This is a genomic window from Parafrankia sp. BMG5.11 (genome assembly GCF_004337455.1).
Genome location: NZ_SJXI01000091.1, coordinates 13,727 through 32,915, shown reverse-complemented (window position 1 = coordinate 32,915; position 19,189 = coordinate 13,727). Strand labels below are relative to the sequence as shown.

At 72.0% G+C, this 19,189-nt stretch carries 17 protein-coding genes and 1 pseudogene; 11 read left to right on the top strand and 7 right to left on the bottom strand.

From position 1 onward, the window contains the following. The 7 genes and pseudogenes from E0504_RS42800 to E0504_RS42770 all read left to right on the top strand — a co-directional run. Positions 1-254, top strand: a pseudogene (locus E0504_RS42800) (short-chain dehydrogenase); the annotation flags it as partial. Between the two features lie 109 nt (positions 255-363). Then, the gene (locus tag E0504_RS42795; RefSeq protein ID WP_071060130.1) at positions 364-1,191 is read left to right on the top strand and encodes a PaaI family thioesterase; all 828 of its coding nucleotides are present in this window, start codon (positions 364-366) and stop codon (positions 1,189-1,191) included. A gap of 32 nt (positions 1,192-1,223) precedes the next feature. Further along, on the top strand, positions 1,224-2,849 hold the full coding sequence (locus E0504_RS42790) for an OB-fold domain-containing protein (protein ID WP_112105406.1): 1,626 nt from the start codon (positions 1,224-1,226) through the stop codon (positions 2,847-2,849). A 142-nt stretch (positions 2,850-2,991) separates the two neighbouring features. After that, positions 2,992-4,179: a cytochrome P450 gene (locus tag E0504_RS42785; protein ID WP_112105407.1), complete on the top strand. Its 1,188-nt coding sequence runs from the start codon at positions 2,992-2,994 to the stop codon at positions 4,177-4,179. A 630-nt stretch (positions 4,180-4,809) separates the two neighbouring features. Further along, entirely contained in the window at positions 4,810-5,715 is a 906-nt protein-coding gene (gene purU / locus E0504_RS42780; protein WP_112105408.1) for a formyltetrahydrofolate deformylase, read from the top strand. A 473-nt stretch (positions 5,716-6,188) separates the two neighbouring features. After that, positions 6,189-6,596, top strand: a complete 408-nt coding sequence (locus tag E0504_RS42775; protein WP_071060134.1) for a YciI family protein — start codon at positions 6,189-6,191, stop codon at positions 6,594-6,596. Positions 6,597-6,631: 35 nt separating this feature from the next. Continuing rightward, positions 6,632-7,777, top strand: a complete 1,146-nt coding sequence (locus E0504_RS42770; protein WP_112105411.1) for an RNA polymerase sigma factor — start codon at positions 6,632-6,634, stop codon at positions 7,775-7,777. 68 nt (positions 7,778-7,845) lie between these two features. On the opposite strand, the gene E0504_RS42765 is transcribed toward E0504_RS42770, so the two are convergent. From E0504_RS42765 to E0504_RS42755, 3 genes are all read right to left on the bottom strand, one after another. Further along, entirely contained in the window at positions 7,846-8,739 is an 894-nt protein-coding gene (locus E0504_RS42765) for an SDR family NAD(P)-dependent oxidoreductase (protein WP_020461843.1), read from the bottom strand. 126 nt (positions 8,740-8,865) lie between these two features. After that, complete coding sequence (locus tag E0504_RS42760) at positions 8,866-9,765, bottom strand: LLM class F420-dependent oxidoreductase (protein ID WP_112105412.1); 900 nt, start codon at positions 9,763-9,765, stop codon at positions 8,866-8,868. A 180-nt stretch (positions 9,766-9,945) separates the two neighbouring features. Beyond that, positions 9,946-10,656 carry a response regulator gene (locus tag E0504_RS42755; RefSeq protein WP_071066788.1) on the bottom strand — a complete coding sequence of 237 codons (711 nt, stop codon included), beginning with the start codon at positions 10,654-10,656 and terminating at the stop codon, positions 9,946-9,948. 168 nt (positions 10,657-10,824) lie between these two features. On the opposite strand from E0504_RS42755, the gene E0504_RS42750 reads away from it, so the two are divergent. Next, positions 10,825-12,153 carry a hypothetical protein gene (locus E0504_RS42750; protein WP_131627223.1) on the top strand — a complete coding sequence of 443 codons (1,329 nt, stop codon included), beginning with the start codon at positions 10,825-10,827 and terminating at the stop codon, positions 12,151-12,153. A 10-nt stretch (positions 12,154-12,163) separates the two neighbouring features. Here E0504_RS42750 and E0504_RS42745 read toward each other — a convergent pair whose 3' ends face one another. The 4 genes from E0504_RS42745 to E0504_RS42730 all read right to left on the bottom strand — a co-directional run bounded on the left by E0504_RS42745 (position 12,164) and on the right by E0504_RS42730 (position 15,910). After that, complete coding sequence (locus tag E0504_RS42745) at positions 12,164-13,513, bottom strand: FAD-binding monooxygenase (protein ID WP_243657871.1); 1,350 nt, start codon at positions 13,511-13,513, stop codon at positions 12,164-12,166. Positions 13,514-13,728: 215 nt separating this feature from the next. Further along, on the bottom strand, positions 13,729-13,911 hold the full coding sequence (locus tag E0504_RS42740; protein ID WP_131627219.1) for a lasso RiPP family leader peptide-containing protein: 183 nt from the start codon (positions 13,909-13,911) through the stop codon (positions 13,729-13,731). A gap of 210 nt (positions 13,912-14,121) precedes the next feature. Further along, complete coding sequence (locus E0504_RS42735) at positions 14,122-14,766, bottom strand: response regulator transcription factor (protein WP_198145655.1); 645 nt, start codon at positions 14,764-14,766, stop codon at positions 14,122-14,124. Between the two features lie 88 nt (positions 14,767-14,854). Then, on the bottom strand, positions 14,855-15,910 hold the full coding sequence (locus E0504_RS42730; RefSeq protein WP_243657870.1) for a sensor histidine kinase: 1,056 nt from the start codon (positions 15,908-15,910) through the stop codon (positions 14,855-14,857). 160 nt (positions 15,911-16,070) lie between these two features. Here E0504_RS42730 and E0504_RS42725 point away from each other — a divergent pair, with 160 nt between their 5' ends. The 3 genes from E0504_RS42725 (at position 16,071) to E0504_RS42715 (ending at position 19,185) form a co-directional block, all read left to right on the top strand. Further along, positions 16,071-17,462 carry an NAD(P)/FAD-dependent oxidoreductase gene (locus E0504_RS42725; protein WP_112105044.1) on the top strand — a complete coding sequence of 464 codons (1,392 nt, stop codon included), beginning with the start codon at positions 16,071-16,073 and terminating at the stop codon, positions 17,460-17,462. Between the two features lie 85 nt (positions 17,463-17,547). Beyond that, on the top strand, positions 17,548-18,303 hold the full coding sequence (locus E0504_RS42720) for a phosphatase PAP2 family protein (protein ID WP_131627217.1): 756 nt from the start codon (positions 17,548-17,550) through the stop codon (positions 18,301-18,303). Between the two features lie 81 nt (positions 18,304-18,384). Beyond that, positions 18,385-19,185: an ABC transporter ATP-binding protein gene (locus E0504_RS42715; protein ID WP_200835183.1), complete on the top strand. Its 801-nt coding sequence runs from the start codon at positions 18,385-18,387 to the stop codon at positions 19,183-19,185. Positions 19,186-19,189: the final 4 nt, after the last annotated feature.

The window sequence follows — 19,189 nt, the reverse complement described above, 5'->3', positions numbered from 1 at the left end:
GCCCCACCGACACCCCGCTGGCCCAGACGAACAAGGAGACCTGGCTCGGCTTCGGTACCGACTACCGGGCCGAGCTGGGCATCGAGGCCGCGACCCCCCTGGAACAGGCCTACCCGCTGCTGTTCCTCTGCAGCGACGCCGCCTCCGCCATCAACGGCATCACCATCGTCACCGACTCGGGGTACTTCTCCGCCGGCCTCACCGAGGTCTTCCCCGCGGCCACACCGATCGTCCGGTTCCTCTCCGGCCGCTAGGCCCGACGCATGACCGTGCCGGGTGCCGGGTGCCGGCACCCGGCACGGTCGCTAACCGCCCCCGGCGGGACGGCGGTAACACGGGGGCTCCTTCCCGGAACAGGGTGGAATGACAACCACGAACAGTGACGAGCGGCTGCCGGACGCGCACATCATCAACGAGCTCGGATTCCAGACGACCCGCGTGGGCGACGAGCTCCACGGGTCCGCGGCCGTCGTTCCCGAGATGTTCGTGCCCGGTACGACCAGCATCCGCACGTCGATCCTCGCCACCTGGGCGGACATCGTCGCGGGATACATGGTGCTGGACTTCCTCCAGCCGCGCGTCCCGGTCACCCTCGACCTCGACATCCACGTCCACGAACCGCTGCGGGAGCTCGAGCGGGTCGACGCCGCCGGGCGCCTGGTGAAGAAAGGCCAGTCGGTCGCGGTCATCGAGATCGAGCTGACCGGCGCCGACGGCCGCGGCATCGCCGCCGGCGTAGCCTCGTTCATGGCGGCCCCCGACCCGGCGATGCTGATGGACCCGGAGATGCTGCGGCGCCGGGAGCTGCCCGTGCAGCGCGGGCGGCTGCGGGTCCCCTTCGCCGAGCGCGCGCGGTGCGAGATCCGCGAGCCGGGCGTCGCCGTGCTGGCGCACGGGCACGACGGGCTGAACGCGTCCCGCAGCCTCAACGGCGGGCTGATCGCCCTGGCGGCCGAGGAGGCCGCGTTGTCCCTCGCCGCGGGCCCCACCAGCCTTTCGGTCCTGGCGTTGCGCTACCTGCGGCCGGTGCGAACCGGCCCCGCCGTTGCGACGGCGACCGTGGGATCCGGTGGCCTCGGCAAGGTCGAGGTCCGGGACTCCGGAGACGGCGGCCGGCTCGCTGTCTACGCCGTGACCAGGACATTCCCGGCCGCGGCCGGCCGCGGCACACAGACGGCCCCGGCCCGCTGACGGCCGTGGCACAGAGAGGACGACCAGCAGCGATGCGCCCACTCCCCGAGCTCACCCCCGCCACCGAGTGGTTCTGGACCTCCGGCGCCGACGGCACCCTGCGGGTGCAGGGCTGTTCCGACTGCGGCCAGCTCGTTCACCCGCCGGTGCCGATCTGCCCGAAGTGCCGCAGCCGCAACTGGGCGCCGACGGCGGTGTCCGGCCGGGCCACGGTCGTCGGGTTCACGGTGAACGCGCAGCAGTGGTCACCGGCGATGAAGCCGCCGTACGTGATCGCCAACGTGGCCCTGGCGGAGGACGCCGGCGTCCGGCTGACCACGAACATCATCGGCTGTGAGCCGAAGGACGTGCACATCGGCCAGGAGGTCGACGTCCGGTTCGAGCAGCACGAGGACGTCTGGCTCGCCCTGTTCGAGCCGACCGGCACGACCGACCCGACCGACCGCGTCGGTGAGCCGAACCTGCCCACCCCCCGCGCGCCGCTGAGCTCGGACCGCTTCGAGCACCGCGTGGTCCTCTCCGGCATCGGGCGCTCGGCGATGGGGCGCCGGCTCATGGTCGACCCGCTGTCACTGACCGTCGACGCCTGCCTCAAGGCGGTCGAGGACGCCGGCCTGCGGCTGGAGGACATCGACGGGCTCTCCACCTACCCGGGGGCCGGCGCGGCGGGAATGAGCGAGGGCGGAGTGAGCGCCGTCGAGGAGGCGCTGCGCATCCACCCGACCTGGACGAACGGCGGCGGTGACCTGCCCGGCCCAGGTGGCTCGGTCATCACCGCGATGATGGCCGTCGCCTCGGGCCTGTGCCGGCATGTCCTGTGCTTCCGGACGGTGTGGGAGTCCACCTACCGGGCGCTCGGCCTGGGCCAGGCACCCGCGCGGGTCTCCAACCCTTCCTCGCTGTGGCGCGCGCCGTTCGGGGCGCTGTCGGCGGCGAACTGGATCGCCATGAACGCCAACCAGTACTTCCACCGTTACGGCGCCGACCGGGAGATGCTCGCCGCGATCGCCCTCAACGGCCGGGCCGGCGCGGCGCGCAACCCGGCGGCCATCTACCGGGAGCCGCTGACCCTCGACGACTACATGTCGGCGCGGCCCATCACGACGCCGTTCGGGCTCTACGACTGCGACGTCCCGTGCGACGCGTCGATCGCGGTCATCGTCTCCGACGCCTCGGTGGCCGGCGACCTGCCGAAGCCGGCCATCCGCGTCGAGGCGGTCGGGACGCAGATCCTCGAGCGGGTCTCCTGGGACCAGGGCATCATCACGCACGAGCCGCAGGTGCTGGGCCAGTCCTCGCATCTGTGGACCAGAACGGACATGCGCCCCTCGGATGTCGACCTGGCCCTGGTCTACGACGGCTTCACCTTCAACGCGATCTCCTGGATCGAGGCGCTGGGATTCTGCGGCATCGGCGAGGCCAAGGACTGGCTGGACCAGGGCCGGCGGATCGCGATCGACGGCGAGCTACCCGTCAACCCGCACGGCGGCCAGCTCTCCGAGGGCCGCACCCACGGGTACGGGTTCTTCTACGAGGCGATCACCCAGCTTCGCCACGAGGCCGGCGAGCGCCAGGTCGCCGACGCGCGGACGGCCGTGGTCACCTCCGGCGGCGGCACGCCGTCCGGCGTACTACTCCTCCAGCGCGACGGCGTGTGAGCCGCGCCGGAACCCATCAGCGCAGCGCAGGAGCCCATCGGCGCAGCGCGGAGACGTAGCGGCGCAGCACCGGGACAGAGCGGCACCAAGAGGCACGTTGCGGACGGATCAAAGCCGTACCAGTTATGACATAGTCACGGTCATGACGGAACTAAGCTGGGATCCGTTCGACAAGGTGATCCACCTTGCGCCGTACGACGTGTGGCGCCGGATACGCGACGAGGCGCCGGTGTACCGCAACGACAGGCTCGACTTCTTCGCGCTGTCGCGGCACGCCGACGTCGAGGCCGCCCACCGGGATCCGGCGACCTACAGCTCGGCGCACGGCACCGTCCTGGAGATCATGTCGCCGGAGCCGATGCAGACCGGGCTCATCATCTTCATCGACCCGCCGACGCACACCGAGCTGCGCACCCTGGTCTCCCGGGCGTTCACCCCCCGGCGGATCTCGGCGCTCGAGGACTCCATCCGGGCCCTGTGCGCCGAGATGCTCGACCCGCAGGTGGGCGGGAGCGGGTTCGACTACGTGCAGGACTTCGCGGCCCAGCTCCCGTCCAAGGTCATCTCCGAGCTGATCGGGGTCGACCCGGCTGACCGCGAGGACGTCCGCCAGCTCATCGACCAGACCTTCCACCTCGAGGAAGGCGCCGGGATGATCAACGACATCTCGTTCGGCGCCCAGATCAGGCTGCACACCTACTGGAGCGAGCAGATCGAGCTCCGCCGCCGCCAGCCCCGCGACGACATGATGACCGCTCTGGTCGAGGCGGAGGTCAAGAGCGAAACCGGCTCCCGGCGCCTCACCACGCAGGAGGCCGCCGACTTCACGAACCTGCTCGTCAGCGCCGGCACCGAGACGGTCGCCCGGCTGCTCGGCTGGGCGGGTTTCGTCCTGGCCGCGCACCCCGACCAGCGCGCCGAGATCGCCGCCGACCCGTCACTGATCGGCAACACGATCGAGGAGCTGCTGCGCTACGAGGCGCCGTCCCCGGTGCAGGGCCGGGTGCTGACCAGGGAGGTGGAGCTGCACGGCACGGTCCTCCCCGCCAAGTCGAAGGTCCTGTTGCTCACCGGCTCGGCCGGCCGGGACGAACGGAAGTACCCCGACGCCGACCGGTTCGACATCCACCGCCGGTTCGACAGCCATGTCTCCTTCGGCCACGGCGTGCACTTCTGCCTCGGTGCCTCCCTCGCCCGGCTCGAGGGGCGGGTCGCGCTGCAGGAGACCCTGCGCCGCTTCCCCGAATGGGACGTCGACCACGACCGCGCGGTCCGCCTGCACACCAGCACCGTCCGCGGCTACGAGAAGCTCCCCATCACCCTCGGGTAGCACTCTGACCACAATCCTTCTCGGATTGGTCGGGCGACTTGTGGTCGGGAATTCTCCCAGCGCGTTGTCGGCGTTTGGAGCGGACGCTGGCGTGTTCCCGGCGGGCGCGGTGAACCGGGTGAACGGTCCACCCGTCCATCTCCATACCGAGTACCACAGGACCGTCTGACACCCAACACACCATCACGGCACCGTTGCACGCAACGTGACGAAACGTCACCGGACAAGGCTCGATGAGCTGCTGGCAAAGCATGCGTCGCTTTGACCACTTGAATCCACCTCATCAAAACAGGATTCCGACGCGAACCGGCATGCTCCCTGACCTCGGGTGAAGCAGCACGGGATCGGGGTGTCGATCTGCCGATCCAGATCGGAGTGGCTGAACCCGCCGGTATCATGAGGTCTCTGGGTTACGCTGCGCGCTTCGGTGTCGACGCGGGCGCGGGGAATTGCGGGAAATGCGGGCTTCCCTGAAAGATCAGGGCACAGTGGGGCCTGATCAGCTATCCGTGCGCCGGCGCGTGGCCACGACGCACGGCGCCACGACGGGCGCGAACTTCTACTTTTGCTTGTTTGGCGGGCCCAGAGCTACGTCTAAGTAGATTACGGAATTTTTCAGGAAGGACCGATATGACGCCGATTCCGGTGACGGCGCCGGGGAGAACTTCGCTTCCACTTACTCGGGATCACGCCTCGCTTATCATTCACGGAAAGGACCGAACCGGTATCGTCGCGGCAGTCGGATCGGTGCTGAGTGCCCACGGCGCGAACATCGTTTCGCTTGACCAGTACTCCGACAATCCGCAGGGTGGCGCATTTTTCCAGCGGACGGTCTTCAGTCTCGACAATCTAAAGGCGGTGCTGCCTGACATTGAGAAACACCTTGCGACGAAGCTGGCCAAGGAACTCGGGCTGGAGTTCTCGGTCCGTGACATGTCCGTGCCGAAGCGTGTTGCGATCTTCGCCTCGAAGCCCGACCACTGTCTGCTCGACCTTCTGTGGCGCCAGCGGCGAGGCCAACTCCCGATCGTTGTCTCAATGGTGATTTCGAACCATCCGGACTCGGCCAGCGAGGTTCGCAGTTTCGGGATTCCGTTCTTTCATGTGCCTTCCGCGGGCCCAGAAAAATCCGCCGCGGAAGCCGTGCATCTGCGCTTGCTCCGAGGTAACGTGGATTTCATCGTCCTCGCACGGTATATGCAGATTCTGTCGGCAGACTTCATCACAGAGGTTGCCGTGCCGATTATCAATATTCACCATTCTTTCCTGCCGGCCTTCGTCGGAGCCGGGCCATACATCAAGGCAAAGGAGCGTGGGGTGAAACTTATCGGCGCGACGGCCCACTACGTGACCGCCGATCTAGACGAGGGCCCGATCATCGAGCAGGACGTTGTTCGGGTGACGCATGCCGATACCATTGCCGATCTCCAGCGCCATGGGGCCGACGTGGAAAGGGCGGTTCTATCCCGCGCAGTACAGTGGCACAGCGAGGATCGTGTGATCCGAAATGACAACAACACGATTGTCTTTCGCTGAATAGCGGACGTCCGAAAAGAGTCGGCGAGGTCAGATGATCCGCCCACCGAGCGGTCCGCGCCGTCGTATGACGCGCCGGTAGACAGACCGACGGCCTGCCCGGTCATGCGGACGTCGTCGTCGCGACGTCGGCGACATGGCGACCGTGTTGGCCGGCGGCAGCCCACTGGACGCAGCCGTGCGGCTACGTTCAGTGGGACCCGGACCCACCGCCATCCCGGCCCCGGTCAGGATGGCAGCGCCACCGCGCCGGGCTCGCGCGTTCCCCCCTGGCGTGGCTGGCCGCCGCCGACGTCGGGATCCCGTCTCGCCCTTGCGCCACGCCGTGGCCCCGGACACCGCGAGGCGGCTCGCTCGGGTACATCTACGGGACCCGAAAAAAATCGGGCGGCGATGTCGAGAACCCGTGGCTGGCTCCGTCCCCGCGGTGAACGCGACGAGGATGGGTCGCACCAGCACCGAGGAGAAGCACGATGGCCAAGTACCTGCTGCTCAAGCACTACCGCGGCGCCCCGGCCGCGGTCAACGACGTACCCATGGACCAGTGGACGCCGGAGGAGATCTCGGCCCACATCCAGTACATGAACGACTTCGCGGCCCGGCTCGAGGGGACCGGCGAGTTCGTCGACGGTCAGGCGCTCGCCCCCGAGGGGATGTGGGTCCGGTACGACGGCGAGGGCCGCCCGCCGGTCACCGACGGCCCGTTCGCCGAGACCAAGGACCTCATCGCCGGCTGGATGGTGATCGACGTCGACAGCCAGGAGCGGGCCGTCGAGCTGGCCGGGGAGCTGTCGGCCGCTCCCGGGGCGGGCGGGAAGCCGATCCACGAGTGGCTCGAGGTGCGCCCGTTCCTGACCGCGCCGCCCACCATCACGGAGTGACCTCCGAGGTGAACCGTCACGGAGTGACCTCCGGGGTGGACGAGGTCCTGCTCCGGAGCCTCACACCGAGCGTGCTCGGGATCCTCGTCCGCCGCGGAGCCGACTTCGCGGCGGCCGAGGACGCCGTGCAGGACGCGCTGGTCGAGGCGGTCCGCGTCTGGCCGGCCGACCCGCCGCGGGACCCGAAGGGCTGGCTGGTCACCGTGGCCTGGCGCCGGTTCCTCGACGCGGCCCGGGCGGACACCGCCCGCCGCCGGCGTGAGGACCTCGTCGACGAGGAGCCGGCTCCCGGGCCCGCGCCCGCGGTCGACGACACGCTCCAGCTCTACTTCCTGTGCGCCCACCCGTCGCTGACGCCGTCGTCCGCGGTCGCGCTCACGCTGCGCGCCGTCGGAGGGCTGACCACCCGCCAGATCGCCCAGGCCTACCTGGTGCCCGAGGCGACCATGGCGCAGCGCATCAGCCGGGCCAAGCGCACCGTCACCGGCGTGCGGTTCGACCAGCCCGGCGACGTCGCCACCGTGCTGCGCGTCCTCTACCTGGTCTTCAACGAGGGCTACTCCGGCGACGTCGACCTCGCCGCCGAGGCCATCCGGCTCACCCGGCAGCTCGCGGCCGCGATCGACCACCCCGAGGTGGCGGGGCTGCTCGCCCTCATGCTGCTCCACCACGCCCGGCGCGCCGCCCGGACCGCGCCCGACGGCAGCCTCATCCCCCTCGCCGAGCAGGACCGCCGCCGGTGGGACACCACGTCGATCGCCGAAGGCGTCGCGATCCTGCAGGCGGCCCTCGCCCGCGACCAGCTGGGCGAGTTCCAGGCCCAGGCCGCCATCGCGGCACTCCACGCCGACGCACCCACCGCCGAGGAGACGGACTGGGTGCAGATCGTCGAGTGGTACGACGAGCTCACGCGCCTGACCGACAGCCCGGTCGTCCGACTCAACCGCGCGGTGGCCGTCGGCCAGGCCGACGGACCACGCGCCGGCCTGGCGGCGCTCGCGGCGCTGGACGACTCACTACCCCGCCACGCGGCGGTGGCGGCCTACCTCCACGAACGCGACGGCAACCTGGCGACCGCGGCACGGCTGTACGCCGAAGCGGCCCAGAAGGCACCCAATCTCGCCGAACGCGACCACCTGACCCGCCAGGCCGCCCGGCTCAACACCCGCCGGTGCCACTGACTGACCCCCAGACCCCCAGACCGTCCGCGCGGTCGCGGGGTTCCGGAAGTTCAGGAGAGGTGCAGCTCCTAGCCGGCTTCCCCTGCGGCCGACGGGTCGGCGCCGGTCGCTCCCAGGTTCGCCAGGACGTGCGACGGTGCGTGGTTCGAGAAACCGGTGCCCGGCCAGTTCAGCCATCCCGACGAGGCGTAGGTGCCGCCGTCGGGGTGCAGGGTCGAGCCGGTGACATAGGTCGAGAGACCGGAGGCGAGGAAGACCACGCAGCCGGACACGTCGGCGACCTCGCCGGCCCGGCCCATCGGGATGCCGACGCGGATCCCGACCTCGGTCGAGTACGCGCCGTCGCCGCCTGTCATCTTGGTCATGTTGGGAGTCGGGGTGTAGTCGGGGGCGACGTTGTTGACCCGGATCCGGTCGGGGGCGAGCTCCACGGCCAGGGTCCGGCCGAACTGCTCCACCGCGGCCTTGGCCGCCGAGTAGACCGCGAACCCGGGGGCGGCCCGGTGCGCCTCGATGGTGGTCAGGTTGATGATGCTGCCGCCGCGCCCACCCGCCTGCATCCGGGGGGCGGCCAGCGAGCAGGCGTGCAGCACGTGCATGAGGTTCATGCGCAGCAGCGCGTTCCAGCCGTTCGGGCTGGTCTCCACGAAGGGTGCGCGGAAGGTGCCGCCGACGACGTTGACCAGGGTGTCGACCCGTCCCCAGCGTTCGTCGACGGCGGCGAACAGCGCCGCGAGCACGTCGGGGTCGCGGGCGTCGCCGTGGTGCACGATCGCCTCGGCGCCCTGCTCATCCAGCGCGGCCTGCAGGGCGTCGATCGCGTCCTTGTCGATGTCGACCACCGCGAGGCGCACGCCGTTGGCCGCCAGGTCGGTGGTCACGGCCCCGCCGATGCCCCCCGCTCCCCCGGTGACCACGGCGACGCTGCCCGCCAGCCCGCCTCTGTCCTCGAACCAACCCATGAACCCGCGCCTCCACTCCACGTCACGACCGGCACGACGTCACGACCGGCCCCGCCACCCGACTGACACAACCGCGCCCGCGACCTGAACTCGGCACGGCGACCGACGTTCAGATCCGGGCGCGCGTCACGAGAGGTGGGCCGCGCCGAAGGCCTCGATGAACTCGATGGTCTCGGCGGCGGACCGGGTGTGGGACGAGACCACCGCCCAGGTCACGCCCGCCTTCTCGATCTCGGCCAGGGCTTCGCCGTGACGATCCTCGCTGACGTTCTCCGCCGAGATGGCGGTCGAGTAGGAGTACATCACGTCGATCAGGTCGGTCCGGCCGTTCGCGGCGGCGGTGTCCCGCACCTCGCGGATCATGCCGGCGAGCTCGCCGATCGAGCCGATCGAGGCCGTGCGGGCCGTGTTGACCAGCTGCGGGCCGCCGGACATCGGCATCCAGCCCTGCGCGCGGGCCGCCACCCTGCGCCGGCTCAGCTTCGAGTTGCCGCCGATCCAGATCGGGATCGGGTCCTGGACGGGCCGCGGGCGGGCGATCACGTTGCGGGCGTCGAAGTGCAGGCCCTTGTAGCTGAACGGCTCACCGCTCCAGTGCAGCGGCAGCGCGTCGAGGATCTCGTCGAACAGCGTGTTGCGCTCGTCGATGTCGACACCGAGCGCGTAGAACTCGGACTTCTGGTAGCCGGTGCCGATCCCGAGGGTGAAGCGGCCGCCGGAGAGCTTGTCGACGGTCGCCGCGGCCTTGGCCAGCAGGAACGGGTTGCGGTACGGCGCGACCGACAGGTAGGTGAGCAGCCGCAGCCGGGTGGTCGCGGCCGCGACGTAGCCCAGCGCGACGAACGGGTCGAGGCTCTGGTGCCCGCCGTTGTCGAGCCAGCGGGCTCCGGGGACCGGGTGCTCGGTCAGCGAGAAGCCGTCGAAGCCGGCGCGCTCGGCGGCCGCCGCCACTTCGTGTAACGGACCGGGATCGAGCATGTCACCATCGGTGCCCGAGGTCTCCGGGTAGTGAAAGATGAAGCGCATCGTCGTCACCTCGTCGTACGTCCGCCGCGGGCCTGTCCGTGGAATCTGTCTACCAGAAAATTGACACTAAAGTCAGAAATCCTGGCCGGCTCCGGACGCACCGGGAACGGCCACACCGGTCACGGATCCGGTCGCGAGCCGGTGCCGGCCACGGCCTCGCCCCGGTGACGGAACGCGAGGTCAGGGCTGGTAGCGGTAGCCCATCCCCGGCTCGGTGGTCAGGTGGCGCGGGCGGGTGGGGTCCGGCTCGAGCTTGCGGCGCAGCCGGTTGATGTAGAGGCGCAGCGACGACGTGTCGGCGGCGTAGGCCGGCCCCCAGACCTGGCTGACCAGCGCGCGGCTGCTGACGAGCTTGCCCGGGTTGCGGACGAGCGCCTCCAGCAGCCGCCACTCCGTGGGGGTCAGGTGGACGGCCGACCCGCCCTCGGCCTGGGCTGTCACCGCCTTCGCCGCGAAGTCCACGCGGTAGTCGCCGACGTCCGCGGTGGGCCCGGTCTCGGCGGCCGGGGCCCGGCGGGCGACGGCGCGCATCCGGGCCAGCAGCTCCTCGACGGAGAACGGCTTGGTGATGTAGTCGTCGGCCCCGGCGTCCAGTGAAGCGATCTTCTCCTGCCCGGCCGTCCGCCCGGACAGGACAATGATCGGGACGCCGGTCCACCCGCGCAGGCCGTGGATGACCTCGATGCCGTCCATGTCCGGCAGGCCCAGGTCGAGCAGCACGATGTCGGGCGGGTGGGCGGCGGCCTCCGTCAGCGCGTGCCCGCCGTCGACCGCGGTGCGGACCTCGTAGCCGCGGGCGCGCAGGGTGATCCGCATCGCGCGCAGCAGCTGCGGCTCGTCGTCGACGAACAGCACCCGGCCCCCGGCCCGTGGCGCGGATTCCTCGCTCATGCCCCGCTCCCGTCGCGTGCCATGCCCGTCCCAGCATGGCAGTGCGCCGCGCGGCGCGGGACGCGGTCGGTCATCCGACAGCGGGGCCTGCCGGTCGCCGGACCGGGGGCGACCTAGCATCCGAGATCGACTACGGAGAGTAACCATTGCGATTCTCGGGAGGCGCCCATGACGACCACCACGAGAGCGCGGGGGCGAGCCGAGGCGCTCGCCGCGCTCACCGCCGCCGGCGCGATCGGCGCCGCGGTGGCACTGGCCCCGCCGGCCGCGGCGGCCATCCCCGGGCCCACCTACCACGGTGGCGGGCTGGAACTGATCGCCCTGGACCTGCCGGCGGGGACCGCCACCGGATACGCCCTCGACGTGAACGACGACGGCGTGGTCATCGGGCAGGCCTGGGACAACGCGTTCAACCAGAAGGGGGTCGTGTGGCGCGACGGCGTCCCCACCACGATCCCGGGCGCGATGCCGTGGCAGGTGAACGACAGCGGCCAGGTCGTCGGCTCGCTGTACTCGGACACCGGGCAGAGCCGGGGGTTCGTCTGGGAGAACGGGACGCTGACGACGCTGGAACCGACCGATCCCGGGCCGGACCGCTACAGCTATGCCGGCTCGATCAGCGCCGACGGCACCGTGGTGGGCCTGAGCGGCACGAACACTCCGCTGGCGGACTACGACCCGACCGAGGGCGCCACCAAGCAGGCGCCAGCCGGCGAGGCGGGATCCGAGGAGGCCGACGACGTCTTCCCGGACTACCAGCCCCAGATCCGCGCGACGGTCTGGCGGAACGGGACCGCGGTCGACCTGGGCACGCTCGGCGGCTCGCGGAGCAGCGCCGACCTGATCAACGACCATGGTCAGGTCGCGGGGAGCAGCGCAACCGCGGACGGCTCCGAGCATGCCTTCCTGTCCGGGCCGGGCGGGCTGCGTGACCTCGGAACCCTCGGCGGGCCCTCCAGTACCCCGCTCGACATCAACAACCGCGGCCAGGTCGTCGGGGTCAGCGAGACCGCGGACAGGCACAGCCACGCGTTCCTCTGGGAAAACGGGCGGATGCGCGACCTGGGCACGGCCGCCGGGCTCACCGAGAGCTCGGCTGTCGCGATCAACGAGCGCGGCCAGGTGCTGGTCGAGAGCCACGAGCAGATCTCGTACCCGTTCGAGGGGGAGCCCACGAGCACCGTCGGAATCTTCCCGGCGCACACCGCCTCGACCGCATACATCTGGACCGCTGGCCAGCAGCAGGCGGTGACCGGGCTCGGCGGCAACACCTTCTCCCCCGTCAAACTCGCCGACGACGGCACCGTCATCGGCTCGGCCGTGACGCCGGACGGCGTGGACCGGCCCTGGCTGTGGTCCGGGGGCGTACCCCACGACCTCAGCGGCCCTGCGCCCCTGCAGCCCGGCCAGGCGTCCGGGATCAACCGGTCGGGCCTGGTGGTCGGCCACGCGGGGTCCTTCACCAAGCAGGTCCCGGTGATCTGGCGGCGCACCTGACGCCGGCGGGCTAACCGTGGGAGCGGTGCGCGGCGGACCCGGAACCCGCGCCGGCCAGGGCCCGGCCGGCCGGCCCGGCGGGTGTGGGGGTGCCGGCCGGCGCCGGCCGGCCGCCGGGCCGGGCCGGTTCGCCGCGCCGACGGGCCAGGTACCAGCGCACCGACGAGTCGACCTCACGGCGCAGCCGCCGCACGGCCCCGACCTGCATCGCCCGGTGTGCCTGGTACCGCCACGGCGGCTGGTCGCCCTGCCGGGTGGCCATCGCGTAGGCGAAGGCCACCGGGTCGGGGTCGCCGCCGGTGGCCGGCCTGGCCCGGTCGAGCTGGCCGTCGATCCGCTCGAACCAGGCCATGCTCGTCCGGGCCCGGGCCTGCAGCGGGGCCAGCGCGGCCCGGCCGGCCCGGTCGAACTCGGCCAGCGCCACCGGGACCTCGCCGTGCTCGTAGAGCATCTGGGCGAGCATGACGCCGTCCATCATGGCCAGGGCCGTGCCGGAGCCGAGCGTGAAGTGGGTGGTGTGGGCGGCGTCGCCCAGCAGCACCATGTTGTCCCAGTACCAGCTGCGGTTGCTGACCTGGCCGAACCGCTGCCAGCGGGCGGGCCGGCGCAGCTGGTCGATCAGGCCCTCGCCGGCCAGCGGGCCGGCGAAGATCTTCCCGAGCAGGCGTAGTCCCTCGCCGTCGTCCGTGCCGAGGCCGAGCGCGTCCCAGGTCCGCGGCGCGCACTCGACGATGCAGGTGCTCACCTCCGCCCCGGACGGGTAGGCGTGGAACCAGACCCAGCCGGCCGGGGTCGGCTCGAACGCGAACGTGAAGCGCTCGAAGCGCCGGGGCGTGCCCAGCCAGATGTAGCGGTTGCCACCGGTGTCGACCCGGGTGCCGAACCGGTCCGCGAACATGCTGCGCACCTGACTGTTCGCGCCGTCGGCGGCGATCACAAGGTCGGCGTCGGCGTGCGCGCCGAGGCCGCCGAGGCACCCCAGGTCCGCCAGGTCGGTGAGGTCGGTGAGGTCGGCGACCTCGCGGTCGTGCTCGACCCGCACGCCGAGCTCCTCGGCGCGCCGGGTGAGGATGTCGAGCAGGGCCGCACGCTGCACGCTGAAGCCGTAGCCGGCGAAGTGCGCCGCCCGTTCGCCGCCCAGGCTGATGTCCTGCTCCTGCCAGAGCGTGGACGCGCCGCGGATCTCCCGGGCGCTGTCGGGATCATTGCGGAACAGGACGTCGAGCAGGTTGTCCCAGTAGACGACACCCCAGCCGTAGGTGGCGCCGGGCGGGTCGCGGTCGATGATGGTGATCTCGTGACCGGCGTCCCGGCGCTTGGCGGAGATGGCGAAGTAGAGCCCGGCCGGGCCCCCGCCCACACAGACGATCCTCACGAGACCCCCCTGGTCACGAAATCCTCGTCGGCACCGATCGGGACCGGTGCCCGTAAATGGGGCGAGGCCGCGCAGCGCGGCCCTTGCTCGCCGACCTGCACGACCTCACTTCGCCACTTCGCCACACCGGCGGGCGGCGACGACGGCGGGCTGGCCCGCCGCTGGACTACCGGTCCTGGGAATGCGCGGTCAGGCTGGTCTCACCAGCCCCAGCCGCCCCATCCCCAGCCACCCCAGCCCCAGCCGCCCCAGCCGCCGCTCCAGCCCCAGCCGCCGCCCCAGCCCCAGCCGCCTCCGCGGCCGATGATGATGAAGCCGTGACGGGTGACGTCCCGGAACGAGCCTCGAGCCTGGATGGCAGGCGCCTCGTAGGTAGCCTTCATGACCTGTTCCTCCGTCCGAGTTCACGTTTGGACAGTCCGAGCGCACCTCCGCGGCTCGTGACGAAGACGGGCCGGCCGACCCAGCGGGACGACGGGCGCGCCCGTCCGAATTCCATCGTGCACGGGACGGGTTCAGCGACGGTTCACTCTCGGTTCGTCACCGTCGCCACGGTCGGCGCCCGGCCGGGTCGCCCGGGCACCGGCGGCGGGTCAGCCCTCGAGGTAGGCGAGGACGGCGAGCACCCGCCGGTTGTCGTCTTCGGACGGCATCAGCCCCAGCTTGGTGAAGATGCTGTTGGTGTGCTTGCCGACGGCCTTCTCGGTGATCACCATCGCGGCACCGATCGCCGCGTTGGACCGGCCCTGCGCCATGTGCGAGAGCACCTCGCGCTCGCGCGGGCTGAGGCGGTCCAGCGGCAGGCGACGGCGGCGGCTGTCGAGCAGGCGGGCGACCACCGTGGGGTCGAGGGCCGTCCCGCCGGCGGCGACCCGCCGGACGGCGTCGACGAACTGGCCCACGTCGGAGACCCGGTCCTTCAGGAGGTAGCCGATGCCGCCCCGGCCGTCGGCGAGCAGCTCACGGGCGTAGAGCTGCTCGACGTACTGCGAGAGCACGAGCACCGGCAGCCCGGGGATGCGCTCCCGCGCCTCGAGCGCGGCGCGCAGGCCCTCGTCGGTGTGGCTCGGCGGCAGCCGGACGTCGACGACGGCGACGTCCGGGCGCAGCGTGACGAGCTCGCGCACCAGCTGCGGGGCGTTGTCGACCGCGGCGACGATCTCGAAGCCGTGCGCCTCGAGCAGCCGGATGAGCCCGTCCCGCAGCAGGGCGAGATCCTCGGCGAGCACGACCCGCAGCGGCCGCGCGGGGTCGGCGGGTTCCTCCGGCACGGACGGCACCTCCTCAGTTTCGCTCGGTCCTCAGGTCCTCAGGTCCTCTGGGTCCTCAGGTCTCCGCGCCCGGCAGGACCGGGCACGGCAGGGTGATCGTGATCCTCGTCGGTCCCCCGGACGGGCTGTGCACCGACATCCGGCCGTCGAACGCCTCGAGCCGGCGCACCACCCCGCGCAGGCCCTGGCCGAGCGCGGGATCCGCCCCGCCGAGCCCGTCGTCCGTGACGACCACGCTCAGCATCCTGCCGTCGTGCGCGAACCGCACCGCGCCGTGCGCGGCCCGGCTGTGCTTGACGACGTTGGCCAGGCATTCCGCGGTCGCGAAGTAGACGGCCGACTCGACCGCCGCCGGCAGCCCGGACGGGACGTCGCCGTCGACGCGGACCGGCAGGGACAGGTCGAGCGCGAGCGCGCGGATGCCCCCGGCGAGCCCCCGGTCGGCGAGCACCGAGGGGTGGATGCTGTGCATGACGGCCCGCAGGTCGTCGAGCGCGCCGACCGCGGACAGCCGGGCGTCGCTGAGCAGCTTCGCCGCCGCCGCCGGGTCGCTGTGCAGCAGGGCCTCGGCCATGCCGAGGTTCATCGCCAGCGAGACGATCCGCGCCTGGGCGCCGTCGTGCAGGTCCCGCTCGATCCGCTTGAGCTCGGCGGCCTGCCCGTCGAGCGCGCCGCGGCGGGTGCGGGTGAGCGCGTCGACACGCTCGGTGAGCTCACGCTCCCGTTCGGCGGGCATCAGCGCGACGATCCAGGTGTGGATGGCGAGCCCGATCGTGAGCGCGAGAATCGTCCATACCGGCCAGAAGTAGCCGCCGCCGGACAGCGCCCACACCACCACGTCGACCGGGATGGCCAGGGCAGCCACCGCCCGGGTGGCGGCGAGCCACCGGCGCCGCCCCGGCGGTATCCGCCGGACCCACCCGACGAGGATCGCGGCCCAGAACACGGTGCCGATGCCGAACCACACCCAGCGCGGCCAGAAGTAACCACCGCCGACGGCCGCCCAGATCAGCAGCACGACGGCCCCGGCCGCCAGCCCGATCACGACCGGTGGCGCCACCGGTCCCGGCACCCTGGCCGAGGCCATGGTCGAGACCTTCCCGGAACTCATGTGCTCCAGCCTCGCCGAACCGGACGGCGAACCGGGCCGGTGGGGCGGCGGCAGGCCGGATTATCGAACCGATGCCATCGGAAGGAACGCGCCGATCGCCTCGGACCGCTCATCGTGATCGGACCGCTCGTCGTGAGGAGCACACCGTGAGGAGCACATCATGAGGAACTCCATCACCGTCGCCCGGATGGTCCGTCATGTCGAGGCACGTCGGCTGCGCGGGCAGGACGACGCGGGGCGGCGGCGGCCGCGGGTGGTGGTCGTGGGCAGCGGGTACGCCGGGCTCGGGGTACTGCGCCATCTGGAGGCCCGGCTGCCGGCCGGCGCCGCCGAGCTCGTGCTCGTCTCCCCCACGGACCATCTGCTGTACACCTCGCTGCTGCCCCAGGTCGCCGCCGGCGACATCGAGCCGCGGCACCTGGCGGTGTCCGTCCGCGGTGCGCTGCGGCGGACGGTGCCGCATCTGGGCCATGCCACCGCGGTCGACGCCACGCGCCGTGAGATCACGGTCGTCGGCATGACCGGCGAGCCGTCCACGCTCGCCTGGGACAGGCTGGTGCTCGCGCCCGGCGCACTCACCCGGACATTCGACATCCCAGGACTGGCCGAGCACGGGCTCGGAATGAAGAACCTGGCCGAGGCGGTCTACCTGCGCGACCACGTCCTGCGCCAGCTCGAGTACGCCGACGCCAGCGACTCGGACGCCGAGCGGCGGGCGCGGTGCACGTTCGTCGTGGTCGGCGCCGGATACACCGGAACCGAGCTCGCCGCGCAGATGCGGCGGTTCACCGTCGAGGCGCTGGGGCAGTTCCCGCGGCTCGACGCCGCGCAGATCCGGTGGCTGCTGCTCGACCTCGCGCCCAGGGTGCTGCCCGAGCTCGACGAGCGGCTCGGCGCCGGCGCGGCGAAGGTCCTGCGCGAGCGCGGTGTGGAGGTGCGGCTGGAGACGTCCGTGACCGAGGTGCGCGCGGACGCGGTCACGCTCACCGACGGCGCCGTGATCCCGTCCCACACGCTGGTCTGGTGCGCGGGTGTGACGCCGAATCCGCTGATGAGCCGGCTCGGGACGGAGACGGTCAAGGGGCGGCTGGTCGTCGACGAGAACTTCCAGGTCCCCGGTCTGGACGGCGTGTTCGCGCTCGGTGACGCGGCGGCCGTCCCGGACGTGACGAAGGGCGGCGCTCCCGCCGGGCAGACCGCGCAGCACGCGGTACGGCAGGGCGGGGCGGCGGGGCGGAATGTCGCGGCGTCCCTCGGCTACGGCCGGATGCGCCCGTACCGCCACCGCGACCTGGGCTTCGTCGTCGACCTGGGCGGGGCGGACGCGGTCGCGAACCCGCTGGGCCTGCCGCTGTCCGGGCCGCTGGCGGCGGCGGTGACCCGCGGGTACCACCTGCTGGCGCTCAGCGCCGCGGCCAACCGCGCCTATGTGGGCGCGGACTGGCTGCTCGGCGCCGTGGCCCGGCCGCGGGTCGTGCAGCTCGGGTTCCTCCCCCCGCCGAACGCCACGATCGCGCAGGTCGAGCAGACGGAGCTCTACGGCGCGCCCTGAGCTCAGGGCGCGCGCCGTGGGCTCAGGGCTGTCGGTTATCCCCGCATTTGTGGGTACTCCCCGCTTCGCGGGGAACATCGCCGCTGTGAACATCATCCGCGCGCAGGCGGCCCGGCTCCCGTTGGCCGCCGCGATCCTGGTGCTGATCCTGGTTGGTAGTGGCTTCCTGATAGACGAGGGCCCGGCGGGGATCCGCGACGAGGACACCTCCGCGGTGGGGTGGCTGGCGGGCCACCGCACATCCTGGCTGGTGCGCGCGACCGAAGCCGCCACCTGGCTCGCCGACACCTGGACCGTGATCGCGGCGACCGCGGTGCTGGCCGCCGTCGCCGCCTGGCGGACCAGGGCCTGGTGGCTGCCCGGTGGGATCATCCTGCTGACCGCCGGCGAGACCGCCATCTACGAGATCTCCAACACCCTGGTGGCGCGCCCGCGGCCCGCGGTGGCACGGCTGGACCCCGGTGACCCGATGGCCAGCTACCCCTCCGGCCACGTCGCCGCCTCGGTCTGCCTCTACGGCGGCCTCGCCCTCCTTCTGCTCCACGTCGCCCGCCGTCACCCCCGTCACAGCCACGGCCGGGGCCACGGCGTGGCACGGGCCGGGGCGGCGGTGGCGGTCGCCGCCGCGGTCGCGGTGCCGCTGATCGTGGCCTTCTGCCGCACGTACCGGGGCATGCACCATCCCAGCGACGTCCTGGCTGGCGCGTTTCTCGGCGCCTGCTGGCTGGCGGCCGTGAACCGCACCGTCCTGGCCCGGGGGTTCGCCGTGGATGACCGGGAACGGCGGTCCGCCGGCCTGCGCCCGGTCGGCGCCGAACCGCGTCCGGCACACCCAATGTGACCGCGCCGGGATGCCGGCCGGGTCGGCGGGCCGGGCCCACACTGATCCGGGCCCCGCCGGGCCACGGATGGAGGGGGACGGGTGAGGGACGCCGACGCCGACACCCACGGAACCGGCCCCGGCCGGGCCGATTCCGCGCGGCGCGACGCCCACGGAACGGTCGTGCCGGTGGTGCCCCGCATCGACCTGTGTGGCGTCGGCAAGCACTACGGCGGCGGCGAGGCCGGGGTGACCGCACTCGAGGACGTCGACCTGCGGGTCGAGGGCAGCGCGTTCGTGGTCGTCCTCGGGCCGTCCGGGTGCGGCAAGACGACCCTGCTGAACCTGGTGGGGGCGCTGGACATCCCGACCGCTGGGACCGTCCGACTCGGCGGGGCCGATCTCACCCGGTCCTCGCAGCGGGAGCGGCGGGAGATCCGGCGGCACACGGTCAGTTTCGTGTTCCAGTCGTTCAACCTGTTCCCGGCGCTCACCGCCCGGGAGAACGTGCGGTTCGGGGCCGACGTCGCGGGCCGGCCGCGGGCCCGGGAGGTCACCGAGGAGGTCCTCGACGGCGTCGGGCTGGCGCCCCGCGGCGACCACTTCCCCCACCAGCTCTCCGGCGGGGAGCAGCAGCGGGTGGCGATCGCCCGCGCGCTCGCCACCGGCAACCCGATCCTGCTCGCGGACGAGCCGACCGGCGAGCTCGACTTCCACACCGGGGTCCAGATCCTCGTCCTGCTGGAGGCGCAGACGGCCGCCGGCCGCACCGTCGTGGTCGTCACCCACAACCGGGAGATCGCCCGCATCGCGGACCGCGTGGTCGAGCTGTCCAGCGGACGGATCGTCACCGACGGCCCGCCGCCCGGCGGCCGCGTGCCCGTCGGCGACCTGCGATGGTGAGCGG